The sequence below is a fragment of the Microbacterium sp. NPDC057658 genome, from assembly GCF_042799975.1.
GTDB lineage: Bacteria > Actinomycetota > Actinomycetes > Actinomycetales > Microbacteriaceae > Microbacterium.
On record NZ_JBHVHT010000001.1, the window covers coordinates 50616 to 70442 of the forward strand.

Genomic DNA, 19827 nt, shown 5'->3' on the forward strand with positions numbered 1-19827 from the left:
TCAGCGGTGTGCCGTGCTCGCCCGCTCCACGAGCCGCGTCGGCACCACCACGCGCGCGGCGCGGTGTGTCGCCGTCCCGTCGCCCTCCACAGCCGCGATGAGCGCTGTCACCGCCCGCTGCGCGAGCGCCGCGAAATCCTGCCGGACGGTCGTGAGCGGCGGGAGGAAGTTCGCCGCCTCCGGGATGTCGTCGAAGCCGACCACGCTGACGTCCGCCGGAACCGCGCGCCCGGACTCCGCCACCGCCCGCAGCAGCCCGAGCGCCATCTGATCGTTGGCGCAGAACACCGCGGTCGCGCCTAGAGCCGCGCCCGCGGCGAAGCCCGACTCCGCGCTCCAGTCGCCGCGCACGACCGGCGGTGGCACGGCGCCGGCATCCGCCAGGGCCTCGCGCCAGCCCCGCTCGCGCTCGGCCGCGGCGAACGAGCCCGCCGGTCCCGCGAGGTGGTGGACGGTCTCGTGCCCGAGATCGAGCAGGTGGCGGGTGGCGGCCTGCGCTCCCGCGGCATGATCGCTGTGCACCACGGCCGCTCCGGCGCCGGCGGGGGCATCCACGACGACGAGGTGCAGCTCCGGCGGCAGGGTCGCGGCAGGGACGAGCGCGGAGGCCTCGTTCAGCACGAGAGCCCCGTCCACGCCCTGATCGGCGAGCCGGGTGAACGCGGCCTCCACGCCGTCCGCGGCCGTGACGACGGTGAGCGCGTATCCACGATCCGCCGCCGCTTCGGCCGTGGCCTGCAGCATCCGGGAGTTGCCGACCGTGGCCAGAGTGGTCACGACGAGGCCGAGGGTATGGCTGCGCCCGGTGCGCAGCGCCCGCGCCGCCCGATGCGGTCGGTAGCCGAGCTCGGCCATGGCGGCTTCGACCCGCGCCCGGGTCTGCGGGTCGACGCGGGGGCTGCCGTTGACGACGCGGGAGACGGTCTGCCCCGAGACGCCGGCGCGCGCCGCGACGGTGGCCATGGACACGCGCGCGGCCGTCGTGGGCTTCTCGGCCACGGGAACCTCCGTTCACAACTCCGTCGTGTTGACGTTAGCACGCGGCCGTGCCTACCATGTTGACGTGAACACGCCCGCATCCCCGGAGGTCCCCACGGAGCGTCTCGGCGCCGGTGTCGTCAAGCGCCCGACCACCCTCGCCGACGGCCGCGACCTCATCTACTACGACGACCCGGACACCACTCTCGGTGCCGAGCGGTCGGTCGACGCCCGCACCCTGGCCCCGCGGCCGGACACCGCGACCATGCGGCTCGACGTGCTCACGGGCGACTGGATCACCGTCGCCGCCAACCGCCAGAACCGCGTCATGATGCCGGGAGCCGACGCCGACCCGCTCGCGCCGCAGACGCCGGGGAATCCGTCCGAGGTGCCGTCCCGGTACGACGTGGCCGTGTTCGAGAACCGCTCCCCCGCGTTCGGCCCCGCCCTCGCCGAGCCGGTCGGCACCGCCCCCGGAGCGACGAACCCCCCGCGCGGCCTCGACGACCTCGCGGCCCTCGGACTCGGGCGCACCCGTACCGCCGTCGGCCGCTGCGAGGTCGTGTGCTTCAGCCCCGAGCACTCCGGCTCCTTCGGGACGCAGACCGTGACCCGTGCCCGCACCGTGATCGAGGCCTGGGCCGACCGCACCGCCGCCCTGTCCGCCCTCCCCGGCATCCAGCAGGTCTTCCCGTTCGAGAACCGCGGCGAGGCGATCGGCGTCACGCTCCCCCACCCGCACGGCCAGATCTACGCGTACCCCTACGTGACCCCGCGCACCGCCCGGGTGCTGGACGCGGTCGACCGCACCGCGCCCGACCTCTTCGCCCGCATCCTCGCCGAGGAGCAGGCGTCCGAGCGGGTGGTGTTCCGCGGCGAGCACTGGACGGCGTTCGTGCCCTTCGCGGCGCGGTGGCCGCTCGAGGTGCACCTCATGCCGCATCGGCACGTGCCGGACCTCGCCGAGACCACGGCGGAGGAGCGCGACGAGCTCGCCCCGCTCTACCTCCGCCTCCTCCGCGGTGTCGACGCGCTCTACGACAGCCCGACGCCGTACATCGCCGCCTGGCACCAGGCTCCGGTCCACGTCGGCCGCGACACCGTGCGCCTGCACCTGCAGCTCACGAGCCCGCGCCGCGCCGCCGACAAGCTCAAGTTCCTCGCGGGTTCCGAGGCCGCTATGTGGGCGTGGGCCGCCGAGGTCGCGCCCGAGCAGGGCGCCGCCCGACTCCGCGAAGCGATCGCCCGCACCGACCAGGAAGCCTCCGCATGACCTCCGCACACGACGACGCCGCCGAGCTCTTCGCCGCCCTCGCCGGGCGCACCCCGGACGGCGTCTGGTCGGCACCGGGACGCGTGAACCTCATCGGCGAGCACACCGACTACAACGACGGCTTCGTGCTCCCGTTCGCCATCCCGCAGCGGACGGTCGCCGCGGTCGGTCGCCGCGCCGACGGCCGGCTCCGCGTCGCCTCGACCTTCGCGGACGAGCCGGTCGAAGTGGCCCTCGACGAGCTGGACCGCCTCTTCCCCACCCCACCCGGGACGGAGCCCGCGGTGCCGGAGTGGGCCGCCTACCCGCTGGGCGTCGCCTGGGCGCTCCGTGCAGCGGCCGGCATGACCGCGGTCTCCGGCCTGGACATCGCGATCGCCTCCGACGTCCCGGTCGGTGCCGGTCTCTCGTCGTCCGCCGCGATCGAGGGCGCGACGGCCGCGGCACTGAACGAGCTCTGGGGCACCGATCTCGACGCCGTGGCCCTCGCCCGCGTCGGGCGGACGGCGGAGAACGAGGCCGTGGGCGCGCCCACCGGGATCATGGACCAGATGGCCTCGATGCTCGGCGAGCCCGACGCCGCGATCTTCCTCGACTGCCGCTCCCTCGCCGCCGAGGTCGTGCCGCTGGGCATGGCCGATGCCGGACTCGCGGTGCTCGTGATGGACACCCGTGTCACGCACGCGCACTCCACCGGCGGCTACCGGGAGCGCCGCGCCGCGTGCGAGCGCGGGGCCGCGATCCTCGGCGTGCCGGCGCTGCGCGACGTCGCGGTGGCCGACCTCGCCCGTGCCGAGAGCCTGATGGACGACGTGACCTTCCGCCGCGTGCGGCACATCGTCACGGAGAACCAGCGCGTGCAGGACACCGTCGCGACCCTGCGCACCGCGGGCGCGCGCGGCATCGGCGACCTCCTCGTCGCCTCCCACGCGTCCATGCGCGACGACTTCGAGATCTCGACGCCCGAGCTCGACGCCGCCGTGGAGACCGCCCTCACGTCGGGCGCGGTGGGTGCACGCATGACCGGCGGCGGGTTCGGGGGCGCCGCGATCGCCCTCGTCGACCGCGACGCCGTGCCCCACCTCGCCGACGCGGTGCGGGGGCGGTTCGCTGCCGAGGGCTTCGTCGCCCCGCACCTGTTCGAGGTCAGCCCGTCCGCAGGTCCGCGCCGCGACGCCTGACACAATGAAGGGTCGAGCCGCCACCGCCGCGGCAGGAGAGGAACGCATGTCCTGGATCGTCACCGGCGGCGCCGGCTACATCGGTGCCCACGTCGTCCGCGCCCTCGCGGAGGCCGGCCTCTCCCCCGTCGTGCTGGACGACCTCTCCAGCGGTCTGGCCTCCTTCGTGCCGGAGGGCGTGCCGTTCGTGCAGGGCAGCATCCTCGACCGCGCCCTCGTCGAGGAGACGCTGCGCACGCACGAGGCGGAGGGCGTGATCCACGTGGCGGGCTACAAGTACGCCGGCGTCTCGGTCCAGCGCCCGTTGCACACCTACGCCCAGAACGTCGAGGGCACGCGGATCATCCTGGAGGCGATGGCGGCGGCGGGCGTCGCGAACATCGTCTTCTCCTCGTCGGCCGCCGTGTTCGGCACCCCGGACGTGTCGCTCGTCGTCGAGGACACCGCCAAGAAGCCCGCGAGCCCGTACGGCGAGTCCAAGCTCATCGGCGAATGGCTGCTCCGTGACCAGGCGATCGCCACCGCCGACTCCGACCGCCCGCTGCGCCACACCTCGCTGCGGTACTTCAACGTCGTGGGCTCGGCCGACCCGACGGTCTACGACGTCAGCCCGCACAACCTCTTCCCCATCGTCTTCGAGGCGCTGATCGAGGGCCGCACCCCCAAGATCTTCGGCGACGACTACGACACCCCTGACGGCACGAACGTCCGCGACTACGTGCATGTCGGCGACATCGCCGCCGCCCACGTCGCCGCAGCGCAGCGCCTGGCCTCGGGCGCTCCGATCGAGCCCGCGTACAACCTCGGCTCCGGCGACGGCCTCAGCGTGAAGCAGATCATGGATGCGGTCGCCCGTGTCACCGGCATCGACTTCACCCCGGAGATCGGCCCGCGCCGCCCCGGCGACCCGGATCGGATCGTGGCGACCGGCGAACTCGCGGCCCGCGACCTCGACTGGACCATGCGCTACACGGTCGACGAGATGGTGCGCACGGGCTGGGAGGCCCGCCGCGCCGCCGGCTGACCTCAGACGTCGCGCGTGCGCAGAGGGTAGAGCCAGAAGCACAGCCACCCGACGGCGGTGAACGCCAGCGGGATGACCGCCAGCATGAGCCGGATGCCGCCGTCGACGGCCTCCGGCTGCGCGTCGCCGAGCTCGGCGTCGAAGCCGGTCGCGGTCAACACGGCCGCGGCGACGATCGCCTGGAGGACGACGGAGCCGCGGACGACGAAGCCGTTCACGCCGAAGTAGGCGCCCTCGCGGCGGTGGCCCGTGCGATGCGCATCGTCGTCGATGATCTGGGCGAGCACGACCTCGAGGAGCTGCAGCAGCCCGCCGACGCCGACGCCGACCGCGATGCCGACGAGAGCCGCCGCCCCCACGGACGTCGGGATGAGGTAGCCGAGCACCACGACCCCGAACACCCCGACGCTCCACAGCAGGGCCGTGCGCGGGGAGGTGCGCCGGACCACCGCGCTCCACAGCACGATCGACGGGATGGCCGTGAGGAAGATGGCGCCGAGCAGGAGGCTGCCCTCGCCCTCGGCCGCCCCCAGCGAGTAGCGGACGTAGAACGGCACGGCGGCGAGGATCACGGCGATCGAGGTCTGCACGCAGAGCGAGCCCAGCACGTACGGCACGAAGGCGCGGTTGCGGAACGTGTAGATGAGCTGGTCCCGCCAGCGCATCGCCTCGGAGGCGGCCTCCGGTACCCGGCGCTCGATCATCCCGCCGAGGAACGACCAGGCGAGCAGCACGAGACAGACGCCGGACAGCACGAGCGCCATCCCCGGCCAGCCGATCGCGTCGTAGAGCGCGGGAGCTCCGGCCGTGCCGAGCACCATGCCGAGGATCGCGAAGATCTGCCGCGGCACGTTCCCGCGGGCGCGCTCCTCCGTGGTCCGGAAGATCTCCGGGAACAGCGCGGAGATGTTCAGCACCACCACGACGAAGGCGATGTCGTAGACCGCGACGACCACGAGGAACCAGACGATGAGCCCGGCCGCCGGGAGCGCGGGCGGCATCCAGACGAGGGCGAAGGCCACGACGAGCGGCACGATGCCGAGCCCGATCCACGGGATGCGGCGGCCCCACGGCGTGCGGATCCGGTCGGAGAGCGCCCCGACGACCGGGTTGAGCGCCGCGTTGAGGATGCCGTGCGCGATCATCGCCGCCGCCACCCACCCCGCGGGGACGGCGAGGTGCGAGACGTAGAAGTACACGACGAATGCCGAGAACGTCTGCGTCATCAGCTGCGTCGGGAACCCTGAGGCCCCGAAGGCGATGGTCTGGGCGCGGGACGGAGCGGCGTCGAGACGGCGGTCGCGCAGCCGTTCGCCGAGCGCCGTCACCGGGCGTCTCCCCGCTGCAGGTCCCGCAGCGCGCGCCAGCCGACGCGGACCAGGCCCTCCTCGGCGATCGTCTGCTGCACGAGCGGATCGTCGAGCAGCCGCAGCTCGTAGCCGCGCTTGGCCGCCGCGAAGTCCACCGCGGCGCGCAGCTCCTCGCCGTCGGCCATCGGATGCAGGTAGATCTCGGTGACCCCGGGCGGGACGGCGCGCAGCACCGCGAGGAAGCCGTCTCGGACCTGCTCGTACGACTCCTCGTCGGCGGTGCCCTCGCCGCGCAGCTCGAACGGGTGCGTCCACAGCCGGTCGACGATCTCGACGCCGAACGCATCGGCCACCGCCGCGGCCTCGGTGAGCTTCGCCTGCAGCATCGGATCGGCGTCCGCCCCCTCCATCTCGCGGGGCAGGCGGAAGGGGAGGCCGTGCCGGGCGGCGAGCTCGAAGACGGCGCGCAGGAAGTCACGGCCGGTCAGCAGCCCGTAGACGGATCCCATGTGGTTGTCGAGGTGGGTCACGTCGACGCCGGCGTCGAGCGCGGTCTGCAGCTGGGCGGCGATCTCGGCCGCGACATCCGCTTCGGAGGCGTGCTGCTCCACGGTCGCGACGTCGGCGGGGAAGAAGCCGGCGGCATCGACCAGGGTCGAGGCGCCGGTGAGCGGGCGCCATCGGTACCGGCGCCACTCGCTCGTGAGCACGAGGTGCACGCCCACGTCGAGGTCCGGGTGCGCGGCGGCGAAGGCGAGCGCTTCCGGGGACCACGCGCAGGGCACCATCACCGTCGCCGAGTCGATCCGGCCGCGCACGAGGAGACCGGAGATCGCGGCGTTGGCGGCATGGCACATCCCGAAGTCGTCGGCGTTGAGGATGACCGCCCTGGCACCAGACGGCAGTCCGAGTCGGTCGGCGAGGGCGGAGGAGGCGGTCATGGCGTGTCCTGTCGGGCGGGCGGTCAGCGGCCGGCGGCGGCTGCGCGGGAGGGGGTGAGGATCCGGGTGAAGACATCGGCACGGAGCGCGGAGGCCGCCTCGCCCACGGCTCCGACGAGCGGCGCCTCCGGCCCGAACGCCGAGGCGAGGAAGCGGAGCGGCAGCTGCGCGGAGAACTCGTCCGCGACGCGCTCGATCGCGTCCAGGAGCGCCGGGTGCACCGCCTCCCCGCCGAGGATGAAGGCCTCGGGATCGAGCACGAGCGCGACGCTGCCCGCCGCGAGGAAGAGCCGCCGTCCGATCTCGGCGACGAGGGCCTGCGCCGCCTCGTCGCCGTGCCGCGCCGCCTCCAGGTGGGCGAGGAACGGCGCGTCGACATCCAGTCCGAGGCCGAGGGCGAGGTCGCGCACCACCGTGGCGCCCGCGACCGGGGCACCGATGGGCACCGGCGTCTGCGGGAGATACATGACCTCGCCCGCCACGCCGGAGAACCCGCGGTGCAGCGCCCCGTCGATCACGATTCCGGCGCCGAGGTCGTCATCGAGCAGCAGCAGTGCGAAGCTCGCGAGGTCGATGCCGACGCCGGTGGTCGACTCGGCGAGGGCGGCGAGGTTGACGTCGTTCTCGACGCGGACCGGGCAGTCGAGGGCGGTCGCGAGGGCCGAGCGGAAGGCGCCGCCGTCCGGTCCCTGGTCGTCGCGGATCGCGCCGTCGGCGGCGACGATGCCGGGCACTCCGACGACGGCGAGGTGGAGCGCGCCCTTCACGGATCGCCGGCAGGCCGCGACGAGGGCGGCGATGTGCGCGACCCGGTCTTCACCCGCGGGGAAGGCGCCGTGCCGTTCGGCCCTGACGGCGCCGGTCGCGTCGACGAGGACGACGTGGGCCGCGTGATGGTCCACGTGGACCGCTGCCGCGAAGCCGAGGGCCGGGTGCAGCGCGACGCGGCCGGCCGCCGGTCCGCGGGTGTCGCGGTCGACTCCGGCCGCGGTGACGGCTCCCGCGGCGTCGAGCATCCGCAGCACCTGGGTCACGGCCGTGCGGGAGAGGCCGGTCGCCGCCATGAGCTCGGCCCGAGTCTGCGGTCCGCTCCGGGCGAGACGCTCGAGGATCGCGCGGCCGTTGAGCGTGCGGAGCAGGGTCTGCGGTCCTGCGAGGGGTCGTGACATGCGGCGGAACCTCTGGGGGGTCGATTCTCGTGCGGAGTCGGTGCCCGCCAGCCTGCCACATCGTGTCGCACCCGTCGACCCGTCTCCTCCGGCTGTGTCACCTGCACGACCCGGCGACGGTTGCACGACGGAACACGGGATCCGGCCCCCCCAGACGTACCCGGGTCGTGCAGGTGTGCCCGGGTGTCGGAGGAGGAAGGGACGGGAGGGGACCGAGGGACGTCGGGGGGTCCGCATAGGGTGGAGGGATGACGCCCCTGGTGATCCGAGACGCCGTCGCCGACGATGCCGAGGCCGTGGCCGGAGTGCATGTGCGCTCGTGGCAGGCGGCCTACGAGGGCCTCATCGACCAGGAGGTGCTGGACGGGTTGTCCGTCTCGGAGCGGGCCGACGGGTGGCGCCGCATCTTCGCCGACCCGCTGCCCACGAGCCTCGGGACCCTGGTGGCCGAGCGCGACGGCACCGTCGTCGGCTGGGCGTCGTTCGGCTCCGGCCGCGACCCCGACGGCCTGGACGATGCGGAGCTGTACGGCATCTACGCCGATCCCACCGCGTGGTCGACGGGGGCAGGGCATGCCCTCCTCGCCGCGGCCGAGCAGCGCATGATCGACGCCGGCCACACCCGCGCCTACCTCTGGGTGCTCGACGGCAACGACCGCGCCGACGGCTTCTACGCCCGGCACGGGTGGGAGCTCGACGGGGCCACGAAGATCGATCAGCGTCCGCAGTTCACGCTCCGCGAGCACCGCCGCGTCAAGCACCTCGGCCCGCGCTGAGCCGTCCCGCCGTCAGTCCAGCGCGCTCATCACGTGCTTGACCCGGGTGTAGTCGTCGAAGCCGTACTGCGACAGGTCCTTCCCGTATCCGGAGTGCTTGAAACCACCGTGCGGCATGTCCGACACGAACGGGATGTGGGTGTTGATCCACACGCACCCGAAGTCGAGGTCGCGGGAGAGGCGCATGGCGCGAGCATGATCCCGGGTCCACACCGATGCGGCGAGCGCGTACGGCACGTCGTTCGCCATCGCGAGCGCCTCCTCCTCGGTGTCGAAGGGCTGCACGGTCAGCACGGGTCCGAAGATCTCCCCCTGCACGACCTCGTCGTCCTGCTGCACGCCGGTCACGACGGTCGCCTCCCAGAAGTAGCCACGGTCGCCCTGCCGCGCCCCGCCGGTCGCGACCGTCGTATGCGCGGGAAGCCGGTCGACGAAGCCCTGCACCTGCGCGAGCTGGGCCGCGCTGCTCAGCGGCCCGTACAGCACGCCCTCGTCGTCCGGGGCCCCGGTCCGCGCGTGCGTGCGGGTCCGCTCCACCAGTGCGGCGACGAGCTCGTCGTGCACCGACGCGTGCACGAGCACCCGGGTCGCCGCGGTGCAGTCCTGCCCCGCGTTGAAGAAGGCCCCGGTGACGATGCCCTCGACCGCCTTCTCGATCGACGCGTCAGGGAAGACGATCGCGGGCGCCTTGCCGCCGAGCTCCAGGTGCACGCGCTTGACGTCGTCGGCTGCCGAGCGGGCCACGGCCATGCCCGCGCGCACCGAGCCGGTGATGGCCACCATCTGCGGCGTCGGATGCTCGACGAGGGCTGCTCCGGTCTCGCGGTCGCCGAGAACGATGTTGAGGGTGCCGGCGGGGCTGTGTCGCGCGACGATCTCCGCGAGCAGCAGCGTGGTGAGCGGCGTGGACTCCGCCGGCTTCAGCACGACGGTGTTCCCGGCGGCGAGCGCTGGAGCGATCTTCCACACCGCCATGTTCAGCGGGTAGTTCCACGGCGTCACCTGCCCGATCACGCCGATCGGCTCCCGCCGCACGAAGGAGGTGTGCCCGGGGAGGTATTCCGCGGCAGCGCGACCCTCGAGGCTCCGCGCGGCGCCGGCGAAGAACCGCAGCTGGTCCACCGACTGCAGGATCTCGTCGGCGACGAGCGTCGCCCGCGGCTTGCCGGTGTCCTTCGACTCGAGGTCGGCGAACTCCTCGGCCCGCGCGGCCATCTCCTCGGCGATGCGGAACAGGGCGAGCTGGCGCGCGGACGGCGGCGTGTCCCGCCAGATCGGGAACGCCTCCGCGGCCGCGGCGTACGCGGCATCCACGTCGGCACGGTCCGAGATCGGGATCTCGCCGTAAGCTTCCTCCGTCACCGGATCGATGAGCGGCAGGCGCCCGCTCCCCGCTGCGGTGACGGCGCGACCGCCGATGAAGTTCTGCAGGGGCACGGTCATCGTCGACGGTGAGGACATAGCGCCATGGTAGCCATCCGAACGCGGAATCTGTAGCTTTTCGTCCACAGATCGACGGATTCAGTTGCGCAGCACCCATCGGAATGTCACGATCGGTACATGAGTCCGAAGACGCCTCCCCCCGCCCTCGACGATATCTCGAAGCGCATCGTCGAGCTGCTGCAGGAGGACGGTCGGCGACCCTATGCGGAGATCGCCCGCGAGGTGGGGCTCAGCGAGGCGGCGGCCCGCCAGCGTGTGCAGCGCCTGACCGAATCGGGCCTGATCCAGATCGTCGCCGTGACCGACCCGCTGCAGCTCGGCTTCCACCGCATGTCGATGATCGGGATCCGGGTGTCGGGCGACCCCCGCGCGATCGCGGAGGAGCTTACGGCGATCCCGGAGCTCGCGTACGTCGTGGTCACCCTCGGGACGTTCGACATCCTCGTCGAGGCGGTGTGCGAGGACGACGACCACCTGCTCGACCTCATCGCCACCCGCATCCGCACCATCCCCGGCATCATCCAGACGGAGAGCCTGCTCTACGCCGGCCTCTACAAAGACCTCTACAACTGGGGAACGCGCTGACGCGCTCCCCTCGCATCGGAGTGAACATGGGCACCACGGTCTTCGAACGCCGGCGTCCTCCGCAGTCCGTCATCGACGACGCCCTGCGCGACACGGCCCTGTCGGTCTTCTGGCTCGACGACGTCGAGCGTCCCGCGCACCCGCCGCTCCGCGGCACCGTGCACACGGACCTCGTGGTCGTCGGCGGCGGCTACACCGGACTCTGGACGGCCGTACGTGCGAAGGAACGGGATCCGGAGCGGAGGGTGATCCTCCTCGAGGCGTCCCGCGTGGCCTGGGCGGCGTCCGGGCGCAACGGCGGCTTCTGCGAGTCCAGCCTCACCCACGGCCACGAGAACGGCGTGAACCGCTGGCCCCAGGAGATCGACCGCCTCGAGGAGCTGGGCCACGAGAACCTCGACGGCATCGCCGAGACCGTGCGGCGGTACGGCATGGATGCCGAGTTCGAGCGGACGGGCCAGCTCGCGGTCGCCGTGGAGCCGCATCAGGTCGAGTGGCTGCGCGAGGAGGAGGGGTTCCTCGACCAGGAAGCGGTGCAAGCGGAGGTGCACTCCCCCACGTTCCTCGCCGGCGCGTGGGACCGGGAGGGCAGCGCTCTCGTGCACCCCGCGAAGCTGGGTCTGGAGCTCGCGCGGGTGGCCGTCGAGCTCGGCGTGGAGATCCACGAGCACAGCCTCGTCCGGCGGATCGAGGGCGCGGACTCCGGTCCGGTGACCCTCGTCACGGAGCACGGCCGAGTGACCGCCGACGCGGTGGCGCTCGCGACGAACGTGTTCCCCTCGCTCCTCAAGCGCAACCGCCTCATGACGGTGCCGGTGTACGACTACGTGCTGATGACGGAGCCGCTGTCGGCCGAGCAGCTCGCCTCCATCGGCTGGCGGAACCGCCAGGGGCTCGCCGACAGCGCCAACCAGTTCCACTACTACCGGCTCACCGCGGACGACCGGATCCTGTTCGGCGGCTACGACGCGGTCTATCACTTCGGCGGCAAGGTGCGCCCCGCCTACGAGGACCGGATGGAGAGCCACCGGCGCCTGGCCTCGCACTTCTTCACCACCTTCCCGCAACTCGCCGGCCTCCGCTTCACGCACCGCTGGGCCGGGGCGATCGACTCGTCGAGCCGGTTCTGCGCATTCTTCGGCACCGCCCGCGGCGGCCGGGTCGCCTACGCCACGGGGTTCACCGGCCTCGGGGTCGGCGCCGCCCGGTTCGCCGCCGATGTCATGCTCGACAAACTCGCCGGCGAGGAGACCGAGCGCACGCAGCTCCGGATGGTGCGCGAGAAGCCGATCCCGTTCCCGCCGGAGCCGGCCGCGTCCGTCGGCATCAACCTCGTCCGCGCCGCGATGGACAGGGCGGATCACAACGAGGGGCGCCGGAACCTGTTCCTGAAGACGCTCGACGCCCTCGGCATGGGCTTCGACTCGTGACCGCGCTCCCCCCGGGGGCCGTCGTCGACGCCGGACGCCTCGCGCTGACGCACACCCTGCTGCCCGACGAGGACGTCCGCGACGGCGCGCCGACCACGGCATACACGGTGCTCGACGACGCAGGCGGGATCGAGATCGGCGTCTGGGAGATGACGCCGGGCACCGCGGTGGACGTCGAGGAGGACGAGGTGTTCGTCGTGCTCTCCGGTCGCGCGACCGTGACGTTCACCGCGCCCGCGCTCCCTCCGGTGGAGCTCGGCCCCGGGTCCTTGATGCGGCTCACCACCGGCATGCGGACAGTCTGGACGGTGAGTGAGACCCTGCGGAAGGTCTCGATCGGGATCTGACGGCCGCTGCCGACCAGGCCCGCTCAGGCCCGGCGGACCTCCGCGTGCGGGATGCGCGCGGCCATGACCCGCACCGCCTCCGGGTTGTCGTCGACGAGCACCGCGTCCCGGCCGAGTGCGGAGGCCACGGCTCCGGTCGTGCCGCTGCCCGCGAAGAGGTCGAGCACCCGGTCGCCCGGCCGGCTCGACGCGGTCACGATGCGCCGCAGGACGCCCTCCGGCTTCTGCGTCGGATACCCCGTCTTCTCGCGCCCCGTGGTCGGGACGATCGTGTGCCACCACACGTCCGTCGGGAGCTTGCCGCGCGCGGCCTTCTCCGCGGTAACCAGTCCCGGCGCCATGTACGGCTCCCGGTCGACGTCGTCGGAGTTGAACACGTACGTCCGCGGGTTCTTCACGTACACCAGGATCGTGTCGTGCTTGGTGGGCCACCGCCGCCGGGACTTCGCGCCGTAGTCGTACGCCCAGATGAGCTCGTTGAGGAAGCAGTCCCGGCCGAACACCGCGTCGAGCATGACCTTCGCGTAGTGCGCCTCGCGGTAATCCAGGTGCAGATACAGGGTGCCGTCGTCGGCGAGCAGCCGCCAGGCCTCCTCCAGCCGCGGCATGAGGAAGGCGCCGTAGTCGTCGAAGCTGTCGTCGTAGGCGCGCAGCATGCCGCGCACCCGCTCATACCGGTGCCCGTGGAAGCCGTGTCGCACCTCGGGCTCGCCGGGCGCCCGTTCAGGACTCCGGCCCTCCGCCGCAGGCTCCGCCGGCTCGACGCTGGCGCCGTCCGCATCCGTCGGCTCTTCCTGGGGTGGGAACGTGCGGCGGGCGGTGACCACCTGCCGCTCCCGCACCCGCCCGGTGTTGAACGGCGGGTCGAGGTAGACGAGCGTGAAGGATCCGGACGGCAGGGTCGCCGCGACCGCGAGGTTGTCCCCCTCGATCACCGACACCCGCCCCGGATCCTGGACCCCTGAGCCGCCCCCCTGGGTCCCTGAGCTTGTCGAAGGGCCCTGGGTCCCTGAGCCTGCCGAAGGGCCTGAGCCTGTCGCAGGGCTCACGGAACCCGGTGCAGCCACGCGTCGGTCGAGAACTTCGACTCCACCAGCGCCTGGGCATCGGCGTACTCGTCCGGCGTGATGCCGCCGTCCTCGGCGGAGGTGAGCGAGCGGAACGTGTCCTTGAAGCGCTCGATGATCTCGGCGCGTTCCAGTCCGGTCTGGCTGCGCAGCGGGTCGACGCGCTTGGCCGCCGAGGTCGTGCCCTTGTCACTGAGCTTTTCACGGCCGATGCGCAGCACCTCGGTCATCATCTGGCCGTCGATGTCGTAGGAGAGGGTGGCGTGGTGCAGCACGCCCCCGTTCGCGAGGCGCTTCTGCGCGGCGCCGCCGATCTTGCCGGTCGGGCTCGCGATGTCGTTGAGCGGCTGGTAGACGGCGTCGATGCCGAGCGAACGGAGCGCCTGCAGCACCCAGTCGTCGAGGAACGCGTAGGAGTCGGCGAAGGTCATGCCCGCCACGAGCGAGGCCGGCACGTACAGCGAGTAGGTGATGATCTGTCCCGCCGCCATGAGCATCGCACCGCCGCCGGAGATGCGGCGGACGACGTCGAAGCCGTGCTTCGCGGCGCCTTCGGGGTCGACCTCGTTGCGGTACGACTGGAAGGAGCCGATGACGACGGCCGACTCGTCCCACTCCCAGATGCGCAGGGTCGGGCGACGGCGCCCCTCGCCCACCCGGGAGGTGAGCACCTCGTCGAGCGCGAGGTTCATGCGCGGCGAGACCGCCTTCTCGTGGACGATCTCCCAGTCGAAGTCGCGCCACCCGGGCGCGGTGACCAGAGCGCGACGCACGGCGGTGCCCACGGCCTCGGGGCTGAAGCCGAGCAGCTGCGCCCCCTCGGGGAGGGCACCGCGGACGGCCGCGGCGATGGCCGTGGCGTCGGACTCGGCGGGGAGGCCCTCGACGGCGGCGTTGATGTCGTCGAGCGCGGAGTCCGGTTCGAGGAAGAAGTCCCCGGCGAGCCGGAACCGCGCGATCCGGTCGTTCTCGACCTCGAGGTCGACGACGACGAGCTTGCCCCCAGGAACCTTGTATTCACCGTGCACGGATCCAGCTTAAGGCGCACGCTGCCGCCGTGGTCAGCCGCCGAGCACGACCACGCGTTCCCCGGCCCTGATCGGCGTGGAGTAGCGGTTGCCTGGTGTGGGCAGGGGGCAGATGAACTGGTCGGAGAAGGCGCACGGCGGGAGGTACGCCCGGTTGAAGTCGATCACGGCGGACCCGTCGGCGGCGGGCTCGTCGACGGGGAGAAAGCGGAACCGGTACGTCTCCAGCCCGTTCGTCCCGTCGGCGAAGACCGCACTCAGCGCTCCGCTCCCGCTGCGGGTGACCGTGAGCTCGTGCGGGGCCCCGGCGAGCTCGAACCGCAGGCGTCCGGCGATCGGGGTCTCGCGCTCCTCGCCGTCGACCGCCGTGACGACGATCCGCTCGTCCGGCGCGGGCTCGAACGTGGCCGGGATCCGCCATCGCTCGTCGGGGGCGTAGGCGTCGATCGCGGTGAACCACTCCCGCTGCGGACGGGCGGGGTTCCAGACGCGGAGCGCCAGCAGTCCGTTGCGGTCGAACACACGCAGCTCGCGCCGCCCGAGGCGCAGGGTCTGGGTGCCGCGGAGGGTGACGACCGACCCCGACGGTCCCAGCTCACTGCCGCGGATGCCGCCGTCCCCGGTGAGGGCCCAGAGTCCGGGTACGCCGTCGACCGCGGCGGGTTCGGTGATGAGCCAGTTCGTGGACTCCAGCGCGGACGGCCCGTACTCCGACCCCGCATAGCGCTCGCGCGCCGCATGCCACTCGTGCCAGTCCGTCAGGAAGCTCATCGCCGCGGGCCCTCCCCTCGCTCGTGCGGATGTGCCCCGAATCTAGGGCTGCCCCCGTCGCCCGTGATCCCCGTCCGTCACACGCCTTCACCCCGCGTCATCCCGCGTCACACTCCCCCTCCGTCCGTCCCTCCCTCCGGTGCGGGGTCACACCCGTCCCTCCCCACCCCCTCCCCCGCCCGTTCCTGATCCCGCCCCCGGCCGCCCCCACCGCCGGTCTCCCGCGCGGGATCAAAACCGCCCCCCGCCACCCCATCCCGCGCCCGTTTCTGACCCCGCCACCCGGGCGCCGCGACCGCCCCCTCCCGCGCAGGATCAAAACCGCCCCCTGGCACCGCGTTCCGCGCCCGTTCCTGATCCCGCCAGCCAGACCCGGCCCGCCACGCACCTCCCTCGGGTTCGAAACCGCACCCGCCATCCCGTCCCCCAGCCCGTTTGTGATCCCGCCACCGCGCGGCCCTCCGCCACTCGCACGCTCCGAACTCACCACCACCGCCCCGATCAGCGGCGCGGTCACCGGCGTACCCGCTCACCGCGTGTGTTCGAAAACGTTCTCCCGCCGCCCACCCCGGGCCCGAAAGTGATCCCGCACAGGGCCGGAGGGAGGCACGAACGTTGTCCCGGAGTGGGGTGAGGCGCCCGTGATCCCGACGATGAGCCCGGGCGCCAACGCACCCACTCACCGCGTGTGTTCGAAAACGCCCTCCCGCAGCCCGTCGCAGGGCCGAAAGTGATCCCGCGAGACGGCCGGCGGCCCGAAAGTGATCCCGCGGGATGGCCGGAGGCGTGAAAGTGATCCCGACACGTCGCCACGGACGCTGCCTCGTCGACGCGCGCCGAGGCCCCACACTCGTCGTGAGCGCAAGAACGCGCCTCTGGGACGTGTTCCGGGCACCAAAGTGATCCGGCGTGGCGGACGGAAGGGGCCGGAAGGGCCGGACCGGAACGGAACGGGAGGTAACGGGGCGGGGGTCAGCGGGCGGGGATGTGGGCGTCGAGCCACGCGAGGACGTCGGCGCGTACCTCGTCCTGCTGGAGCTCCTGGAAGATCTCGTGCCGGGCGTCGGGGTAGACGAGGGTCGTGACGTCGGTGAGCCCGGAGCGCCGGCGGTACGCGTCGGCGAGCTTGTGCACGCTGCGGGGACCGCCGACCGGATCGTCACGGCCGACGAGGAGCAGCACCGGAATGTCGCGCGCGAGGTGCTTCGCCGGACGTCCGTACAGCCGCGCCGCGTCGAGCAGGCCGAAGAGCTTGAGCAGCGGCACTCCCGTCGTGAGCGGATCCTCCTCGAAGGCCTTCCACACCGCGGGGTCCCGGCTCAGCCACTCGTATCCGGTCGCGTCGTCGGCGGCCCACGCGGCGTTCAGCGGCGCCGGGTTCAGGGAGCGGGGCGTGCGCAGCGCCGAGCCGGACAGGATGACCGCATCGAAGGCCTCCGCGTGCTCGTTCACCAGCATCTGCGCGAGGAACGACCCCCACGAGTGTCCGAGGAGCACGAGCGGGAGGTCGGGGTTCTCGTCGCGGATGATGCCGGTCAGCTGCCAGACCGCGTCCTTGGCCGCCCGGAGACCCCCGGGACCGAGCCGTCCGAGCTGGGCGGGGTCGCCGTGCTGACGCATACCGGTGCGCCCGTGCCCGCGGTGGTCGTCGGCGTAGACGGTGAACCCGGCTCCGGTGAGCGCGGCGATCAGCGCCGGGTACCGTCCCGCGTGCTCGCCCACCCCGTGCAGGAGCTGGACGACGCCGCGGGGCGTCCCCTCCGCCGGGTGGACGTCGTAGACGATGGCGATGCCGTGGCTGTCGGTGTACTCGCGGGTCTCGGTCATGATCCTGCCTTACCGGTCGGTCTCCGCGAGCGCCTCGCGGATGACGTCGCGGATGGCGAAGGCGATGTCGCGATCCGTCACCTCGTAGCCACCGACCCCGTCGGAGGCGGAGCCCATGCGCACGCCGCCGTCCTCGGTCACGGCCCGCTTCGCGGAGAAGTGGAGGGCGTCCACCCCGGCCCCGGCGAGCACCGGAGCGCTCGCGACGTCGACGCCACTGCCGGCCATCACCTCGATCTGCCCCTCGGCGGCGGCGACGAGCGCGCGCAGGGTGTCGATGCCGTCGATCGCGGCGGACGCCCCTCCGGAGGTGAGCACGCGCCGGAGCCCGAGCTCCCTCGCGGCCCGCAGGGTCGCCACCGGGTCGGCGGTCACATCGATCGCGCGGTGCAGGGTCGCCGGAGCTCCCCCGGCCGCATCCCGCAGCCGGGCCATGGCGTCGCGATCCAGTCGGCCCTCGCCGTCGAGCGCGCCGATCACCACTCCCGCTGCGCCCGCCGCGACCGCGTGCCGCACGTCGCGTTCGGCGACGGCCAGCTCATCGGCGCTGTAGTGGAAGCCGCCGGCGCGCGGACGGATGAGGACGTGCACCTCGGGGCCGCTCGCCCCCGCGGCTTCGAGCGCGAGCTCCAGGGTGGCCGGCGACGGGGTGAGCCCGCCCAGCGCGAGGGCCGTGGCGAGCTCGACGCGAGCGGCGCCGACCTCGGCGGCGATGCGCACTCCGGCGGGATCCTGGACGGCGATTTCGAGAGCGATCGTTCGGGTCACCCCTCCATTGTGCCCGCTGACCTCGGCTCCCCCGGCCCTCGGGGCAGAAATATTAGATAGACTAACTAAGTATGTCTGCGTCCGATGATTCCCTGCACCTCACCGCCACAGACCTCCGCATGGCCACGTTCCGGCTCGCCCGCCGGCTCCGCTGCGCCCGTGCCGCCGACATGATGAGCGACACCCAGCTCGCCGTCCTCGCCGACCTCCGCATGAACGGTCGGCGCACGATCTCCACCCTCGCCGAGCGCGAGCGCGTGACCGCCCCCTCGATGACGAGCATCGTGAACGGCCTGGAGGAGCAGGGCTATGTCGCCCGCACCCCTGACGAGGACGACCGCCGCCGCGTGCAGGTGGACATCACCCCCGCCGGCGTCGAGATCGTCGTCGAGACCATCCGCCGCCGTGACGTGCTGCTGGCCGACATGCTCCGCGAGGTCGACTACACCGAGGAGGAGCTGGCGACGCTGCGAGAAGCGAGCGCCCTGATGCGGAGGGCGGTGGAGCGATGAACGCCATGTTCCGTTCCTTCGCGAACATCAACTACCGGATCTGGTTCGCCGGAGCCCTCGTGTCGAACGTCGGCGGGTGGATGCAGGCCACCGCGCAGGACTGGGTCGTGCTGACCGAGCTCACCGACAACGACGCGACCGCGATGGGCGTCACCATGGCGCTGCAGTTCGGCCCTCCCCTGGTGCTCGTGAGCCTGACCGGCTGGGTCGCGGATCGCTTCGACCGGCGGATGATCCTCCTGACCACGCAGACCGCACTCCTCGCCCTTGCGATCGCCGTGGGCTCCCTGCTGCTCGCCGGGGTGATGACCCTGCCGATGATGCTCACCTTCGCCCTCGGATTCGGCATCGTCAACGCCTTCGACGCCCCCGCGCGGCAGGCCTTCGTGTCGGACATGGTGTCCGCGACGGAGACCTCCAACGCCGTGGCACTCAACTCCGCCTCCTTCAACCTCGCCCGCATGATCGGCCCCGCGGTCGGCGGTCTGCTCATCGTCGCGATCGGCTCCGGCTGGGTGTTCATCGTCAACGCCGCGACCTTCCTCGCCATGATCGTCGCGCTGCTGCTCATGCGCACGAACCTGCTCGCACCGCGGCCCAAGAACCGCAACCGCGGCGGCCTCGCCGAGGGATTTCGGTACGTCTGGGCGCGCAGCGACCTCAAGGTCGTGTTCGTGACGGTGTTCCTCATCGGCGCGTTCGGCATGAACTTCCCGATCTTCGCCTCGACCATGGCGCTGGAGTTCGGAGCCGGCGCCGACGGGTACGGGGTGCTGAGCTCGGTGCTCGCGATCGGGTCCCTGATCGGCGCCCTCCTCGCCGCGCGTCGGGACCGGGCGAGGGTGCGCGTGGTGATCCTCGCGGCGGGCGGCTTCGGGATCGCGGCCTTCGTCTCGGCCGCGATGCCCACCTACCTCTCCTATGCGGTCACGCTCACGTTCACCGGCTTCATGATCGTGACGCTGCTGACCACGGCCAACGGCTACGTGCAGATCACGACGGATCCGGCACTGCGCGGCCGCGTGCTCGCCCTCTACATGGCGGTCATCATGGGGTCGACTCCGGTCGGGGCGCCGATCGCCGGTTGGGTCGCCGACGCGTTCGGCCCTCGTGCCGCCATCATGCTCGGCGGGACCGCCGGTTTCATCGCGTGCGCGATCGGGGTGACCTGGGTGCTCACGTCCGGGCGTCTGCGCCGTGAGGAGAGCAGCCGCTTCCGCCTGACGCTCGACGAGACCCGGCCGCTGCGGGTCGTGCAGGCGGTCGAGCCGGTCGACTACACGGAGAAGGCGGCGGCGACCACGCCCATCCGGCTGCCGCGCCGCGACGGCGAGTGAGCTGTGAAGGCGTTTGTCAACGCCTTCCTCATCGCGGCCCGACGGTCGTAGCGTCGGGTC

The 19827-nt window shown here is 72.4% G+C and carries 19 protein-coding genes; 9 read left to right on the forward strand and 10 right to left on the reverse strand.

The window, feature by feature from the left end; translation table 11 throughout:
- Nucleotides 1-963: a LacI family DNA-binding transcriptional regulator gene (locus tag ACFU8V_RS00230; protein ID WP_378871747.1), complete on the reverse strand. Its 963-nt coding sequence runs from the start codon at nucleotides 961-963 to the stop codon at nucleotides 1-3.
- A 100-nt stretch (nucleotides 964-1063) separates the two neighbouring features.
- Here ACFU8V_RS00230 and galT point away from each other — a divergent pair, with 100 nt between their 5' ends.
- From galT to galE, 3 genes are read left to right on the forward strand one after another with little or no spacing between them, the layout of a single operon-like run.
- Nucleotides 1064-2251, forward strand: a complete 1188-nt coding sequence (gene galT, locus ACFU8V_RS00235; protein WP_025105449.1) for a galactose-1-phosphate uridylyltransferase — start codon at nucleotides 1064-1066, stop codon at nucleotides 2249-2251.
- Nucleotides 2248-3432 (forward strand): galactokinase, encoded by a 1185-nt coding sequence (gene galK / locus ACFU8V_RS00240; RefSeq protein ID WP_303709900.1) that lies wholly within the window; start codon nucleotides 2248-2250, stop codon nucleotides 3430-3432. Before galT ends, galK begins: the two co-directional genes overlap by 4 nt.
- 46 nt (nucleotides 3433-3478) lie before the next feature.
- A complete protein-coding gene (gene galE, locus ACFU8V_RS00245; protein WP_085605937.1) occupies nucleotides 3479-4456 on the forward strand; it encodes a UDP-glucose 4-epimerase GalE in 978 nt (325 codons plus the stop codon).
- Between the two features lie 2 nt (nucleotides 4457-4458).
- Here the strand turns inward: galE and ACFU8V_RS00250 are convergent, their stop codons facing one another.
- The 3 genes from ACFU8V_RS00250 to ACFU8V_RS00260 are packed head-to-tail and all read right to left on the reverse strand — an operon-like array spanning nucleotide 4459 to nucleotide 7876.
- Nucleotides 4459-5784, reverse strand: coding sequence for an MFS transporter (locus tag ACFU8V_RS00250; RefSeq protein WP_378868098.1), 1326 nt, complete (start codon nucleotides 5782-5784; stop codon nucleotides 4459-4461).
- On the reverse strand, nucleotides 5781-6707 hold the full coding sequence (locus ACFU8V_RS00255) for a polysaccharide deacetylase family protein (protein WP_025105445.1): 927 nt from the start codon (nucleotides 6705-6707) through the stop codon (nucleotides 5781-5783). The genes ACFU8V_RS00250 and ACFU8V_RS00255 overlap by 4 nt, the downstream gene beginning before the upstream one ends.
- A gap of 23 nt (nucleotides 6708-6730) precedes the next feature.
- Nucleotides 6731-7876 (reverse strand): ROK family protein, encoded by a 1146-nt coding sequence (locus ACFU8V_RS00260; protein ID WP_085605933.1) that lies wholly within the window; start codon nucleotides 7874-7876, stop codon nucleotides 6731-6733.
- A gap of 248 nt (nucleotides 7877-8124) precedes the next feature.
- Here ACFU8V_RS00260 and ACFU8V_RS00265 point away from each other — a divergent pair, with 248 nt between their 5' ends.
- Nucleotides 8125-8652: a GNAT family N-acetyltransferase gene (locus ACFU8V_RS00265; protein WP_378868103.1), complete on the forward strand. Its 528-nt coding sequence runs from the start codon at nucleotides 8125-8127 to the stop codon at nucleotides 8650-8652.
- Nucleotides 8653-8664: 12 nt separating this feature from the next.
- On the opposite strand, the gene ACFU8V_RS00270 is transcribed toward ACFU8V_RS00265, so the two are convergent.
- On the reverse strand, nucleotides 8665-10113 hold the full coding sequence (locus tag ACFU8V_RS00270) for a gamma-aminobutyraldehyde dehydrogenase (protein ID WP_378868106.1): 1449 nt from the start codon (nucleotides 10111-10113) through the stop codon (nucleotides 8665-8667).
- Nucleotides 10114-10212: 99 nt separating this feature from the next.
- On the opposite strand from ACFU8V_RS00270, the gene ACFU8V_RS00275 reads away from it, so the two are divergent.
- The 3 genes from ACFU8V_RS00275 to ACFU8V_RS00285 are packed head-to-tail and all read left to right on the forward strand — an operon-like array spanning nucleotide 10213 to nucleotide 12457.
- The gene (locus ACFU8V_RS00275; RefSeq protein WP_025105441.1) at nucleotides 10213-10680 is read left to right on the forward strand and encodes an Lrp/AsnC family transcriptional regulator; all 468 of its coding nucleotides are present in this window, start codon (nucleotides 10213-10215) and stop codon (nucleotides 10678-10680) included.
- 26 nt (nucleotides 10681-10706) lie between these two features.
- Nucleotides 10707-12110, forward strand: a complete 1404-nt coding sequence (locus ACFU8V_RS00280; protein WP_378868110.1) for an NAD(P)/FAD-dependent oxidoreductase — start codon at nucleotides 10707-10709, stop codon at nucleotides 12108-12110.
- Nucleotides 12107-12457: a cupin domain-containing protein gene (locus ACFU8V_RS00285; protein ID WP_378868113.1), complete on the forward strand. Its 351-nt coding sequence runs from the start codon at nucleotides 12107-12109 to the stop codon at nucleotides 12455-12457. Before ACFU8V_RS00280 ends, ACFU8V_RS00285 begins: the two co-directional genes overlap by 4 nt.
- Nucleotides 12458-12480: 23 nt before the next feature.
- Here ACFU8V_RS00285 and ACFU8V_RS00290 read toward each other — a convergent pair whose 3' ends face one another.
- From ACFU8V_RS00290 to ACFU8V_RS00310, 5 genes are all read right to left on the reverse strand, one after another.
- A complete protein-coding gene (locus ACFU8V_RS00290; protein WP_036293392.1) occupies nucleotides 12481-13398 on the reverse strand; it encodes a site-specific DNA-methyltransferase in 918 nt (305 codons plus the stop codon).
- A gap of 104 nt (nucleotides 13399-13502) precedes the next feature.
- A complete protein-coding gene (locus ACFU8V_RS00295) occupies nucleotides 13503-14552 on the reverse strand; it encodes a biotin/lipoate A/B protein ligase family protein (RefSeq protein ID WP_025105437.1) in 1050 nt (349 codons plus the stop codon).
- Between the two features lie 33 nt (nucleotides 14553-14585).
- Nucleotides 14586-15323, reverse strand: a complete 738-nt coding sequence (locus tag ACFU8V_RS00300) for a DUF1684 domain-containing protein (RefSeq protein ID WP_062765531.1) — start codon at nucleotides 15321-15323, stop codon at nucleotides 14586-14588.
- 972 nt (nucleotides 15324-16295) lie between these two features.
- Nucleotides 16296-17150 carry an alpha/beta fold hydrolase gene (locus ACFU8V_RS00305; RefSeq protein WP_126894475.1) on the reverse strand — a complete coding sequence of 285 codons (855 nt, stop codon included), beginning with the start codon at nucleotides 17148-17150 and terminating at the stop codon, nucleotides 16296-16298.
- A gap of 9 nt (nucleotides 17151-17159) precedes the next feature.
- Nucleotides 17160-17918 (reverse strand): copper homeostasis protein CutC, encoded by a 759-nt coding sequence (locus tag ACFU8V_RS00310; RefSeq protein WP_378868118.1) that lies wholly within the window; start codon nucleotides 17916-17918, stop codon nucleotides 17160-17162.
- Between the two features lie 71 nt (nucleotides 17919-17989).
- On the opposite strand from ACFU8V_RS00310, the gene ACFU8V_RS00315 reads away from it, so the two are divergent.
- On the forward strand, nucleotides 17990-18430 hold the full coding sequence (locus ACFU8V_RS00315; RefSeq protein WP_025105433.1) for a MarR family winged helix-turn-helix transcriptional regulator: 441 nt from the start codon (nucleotides 17990-17992) through the stop codon (nucleotides 18428-18430).
- A 5-nt stretch (nucleotides 18431-18435) separates the two neighbouring features.
- A complete protein-coding gene (locus tag ACFU8V_RS00320) occupies nucleotides 18436-19767 on the forward strand; it encodes an MFS transporter (protein ID WP_378868121.1) in 1332 nt (443 codons plus the stop codon).
- Nucleotides 19768-19827: the final 60 nt, after the last annotated feature.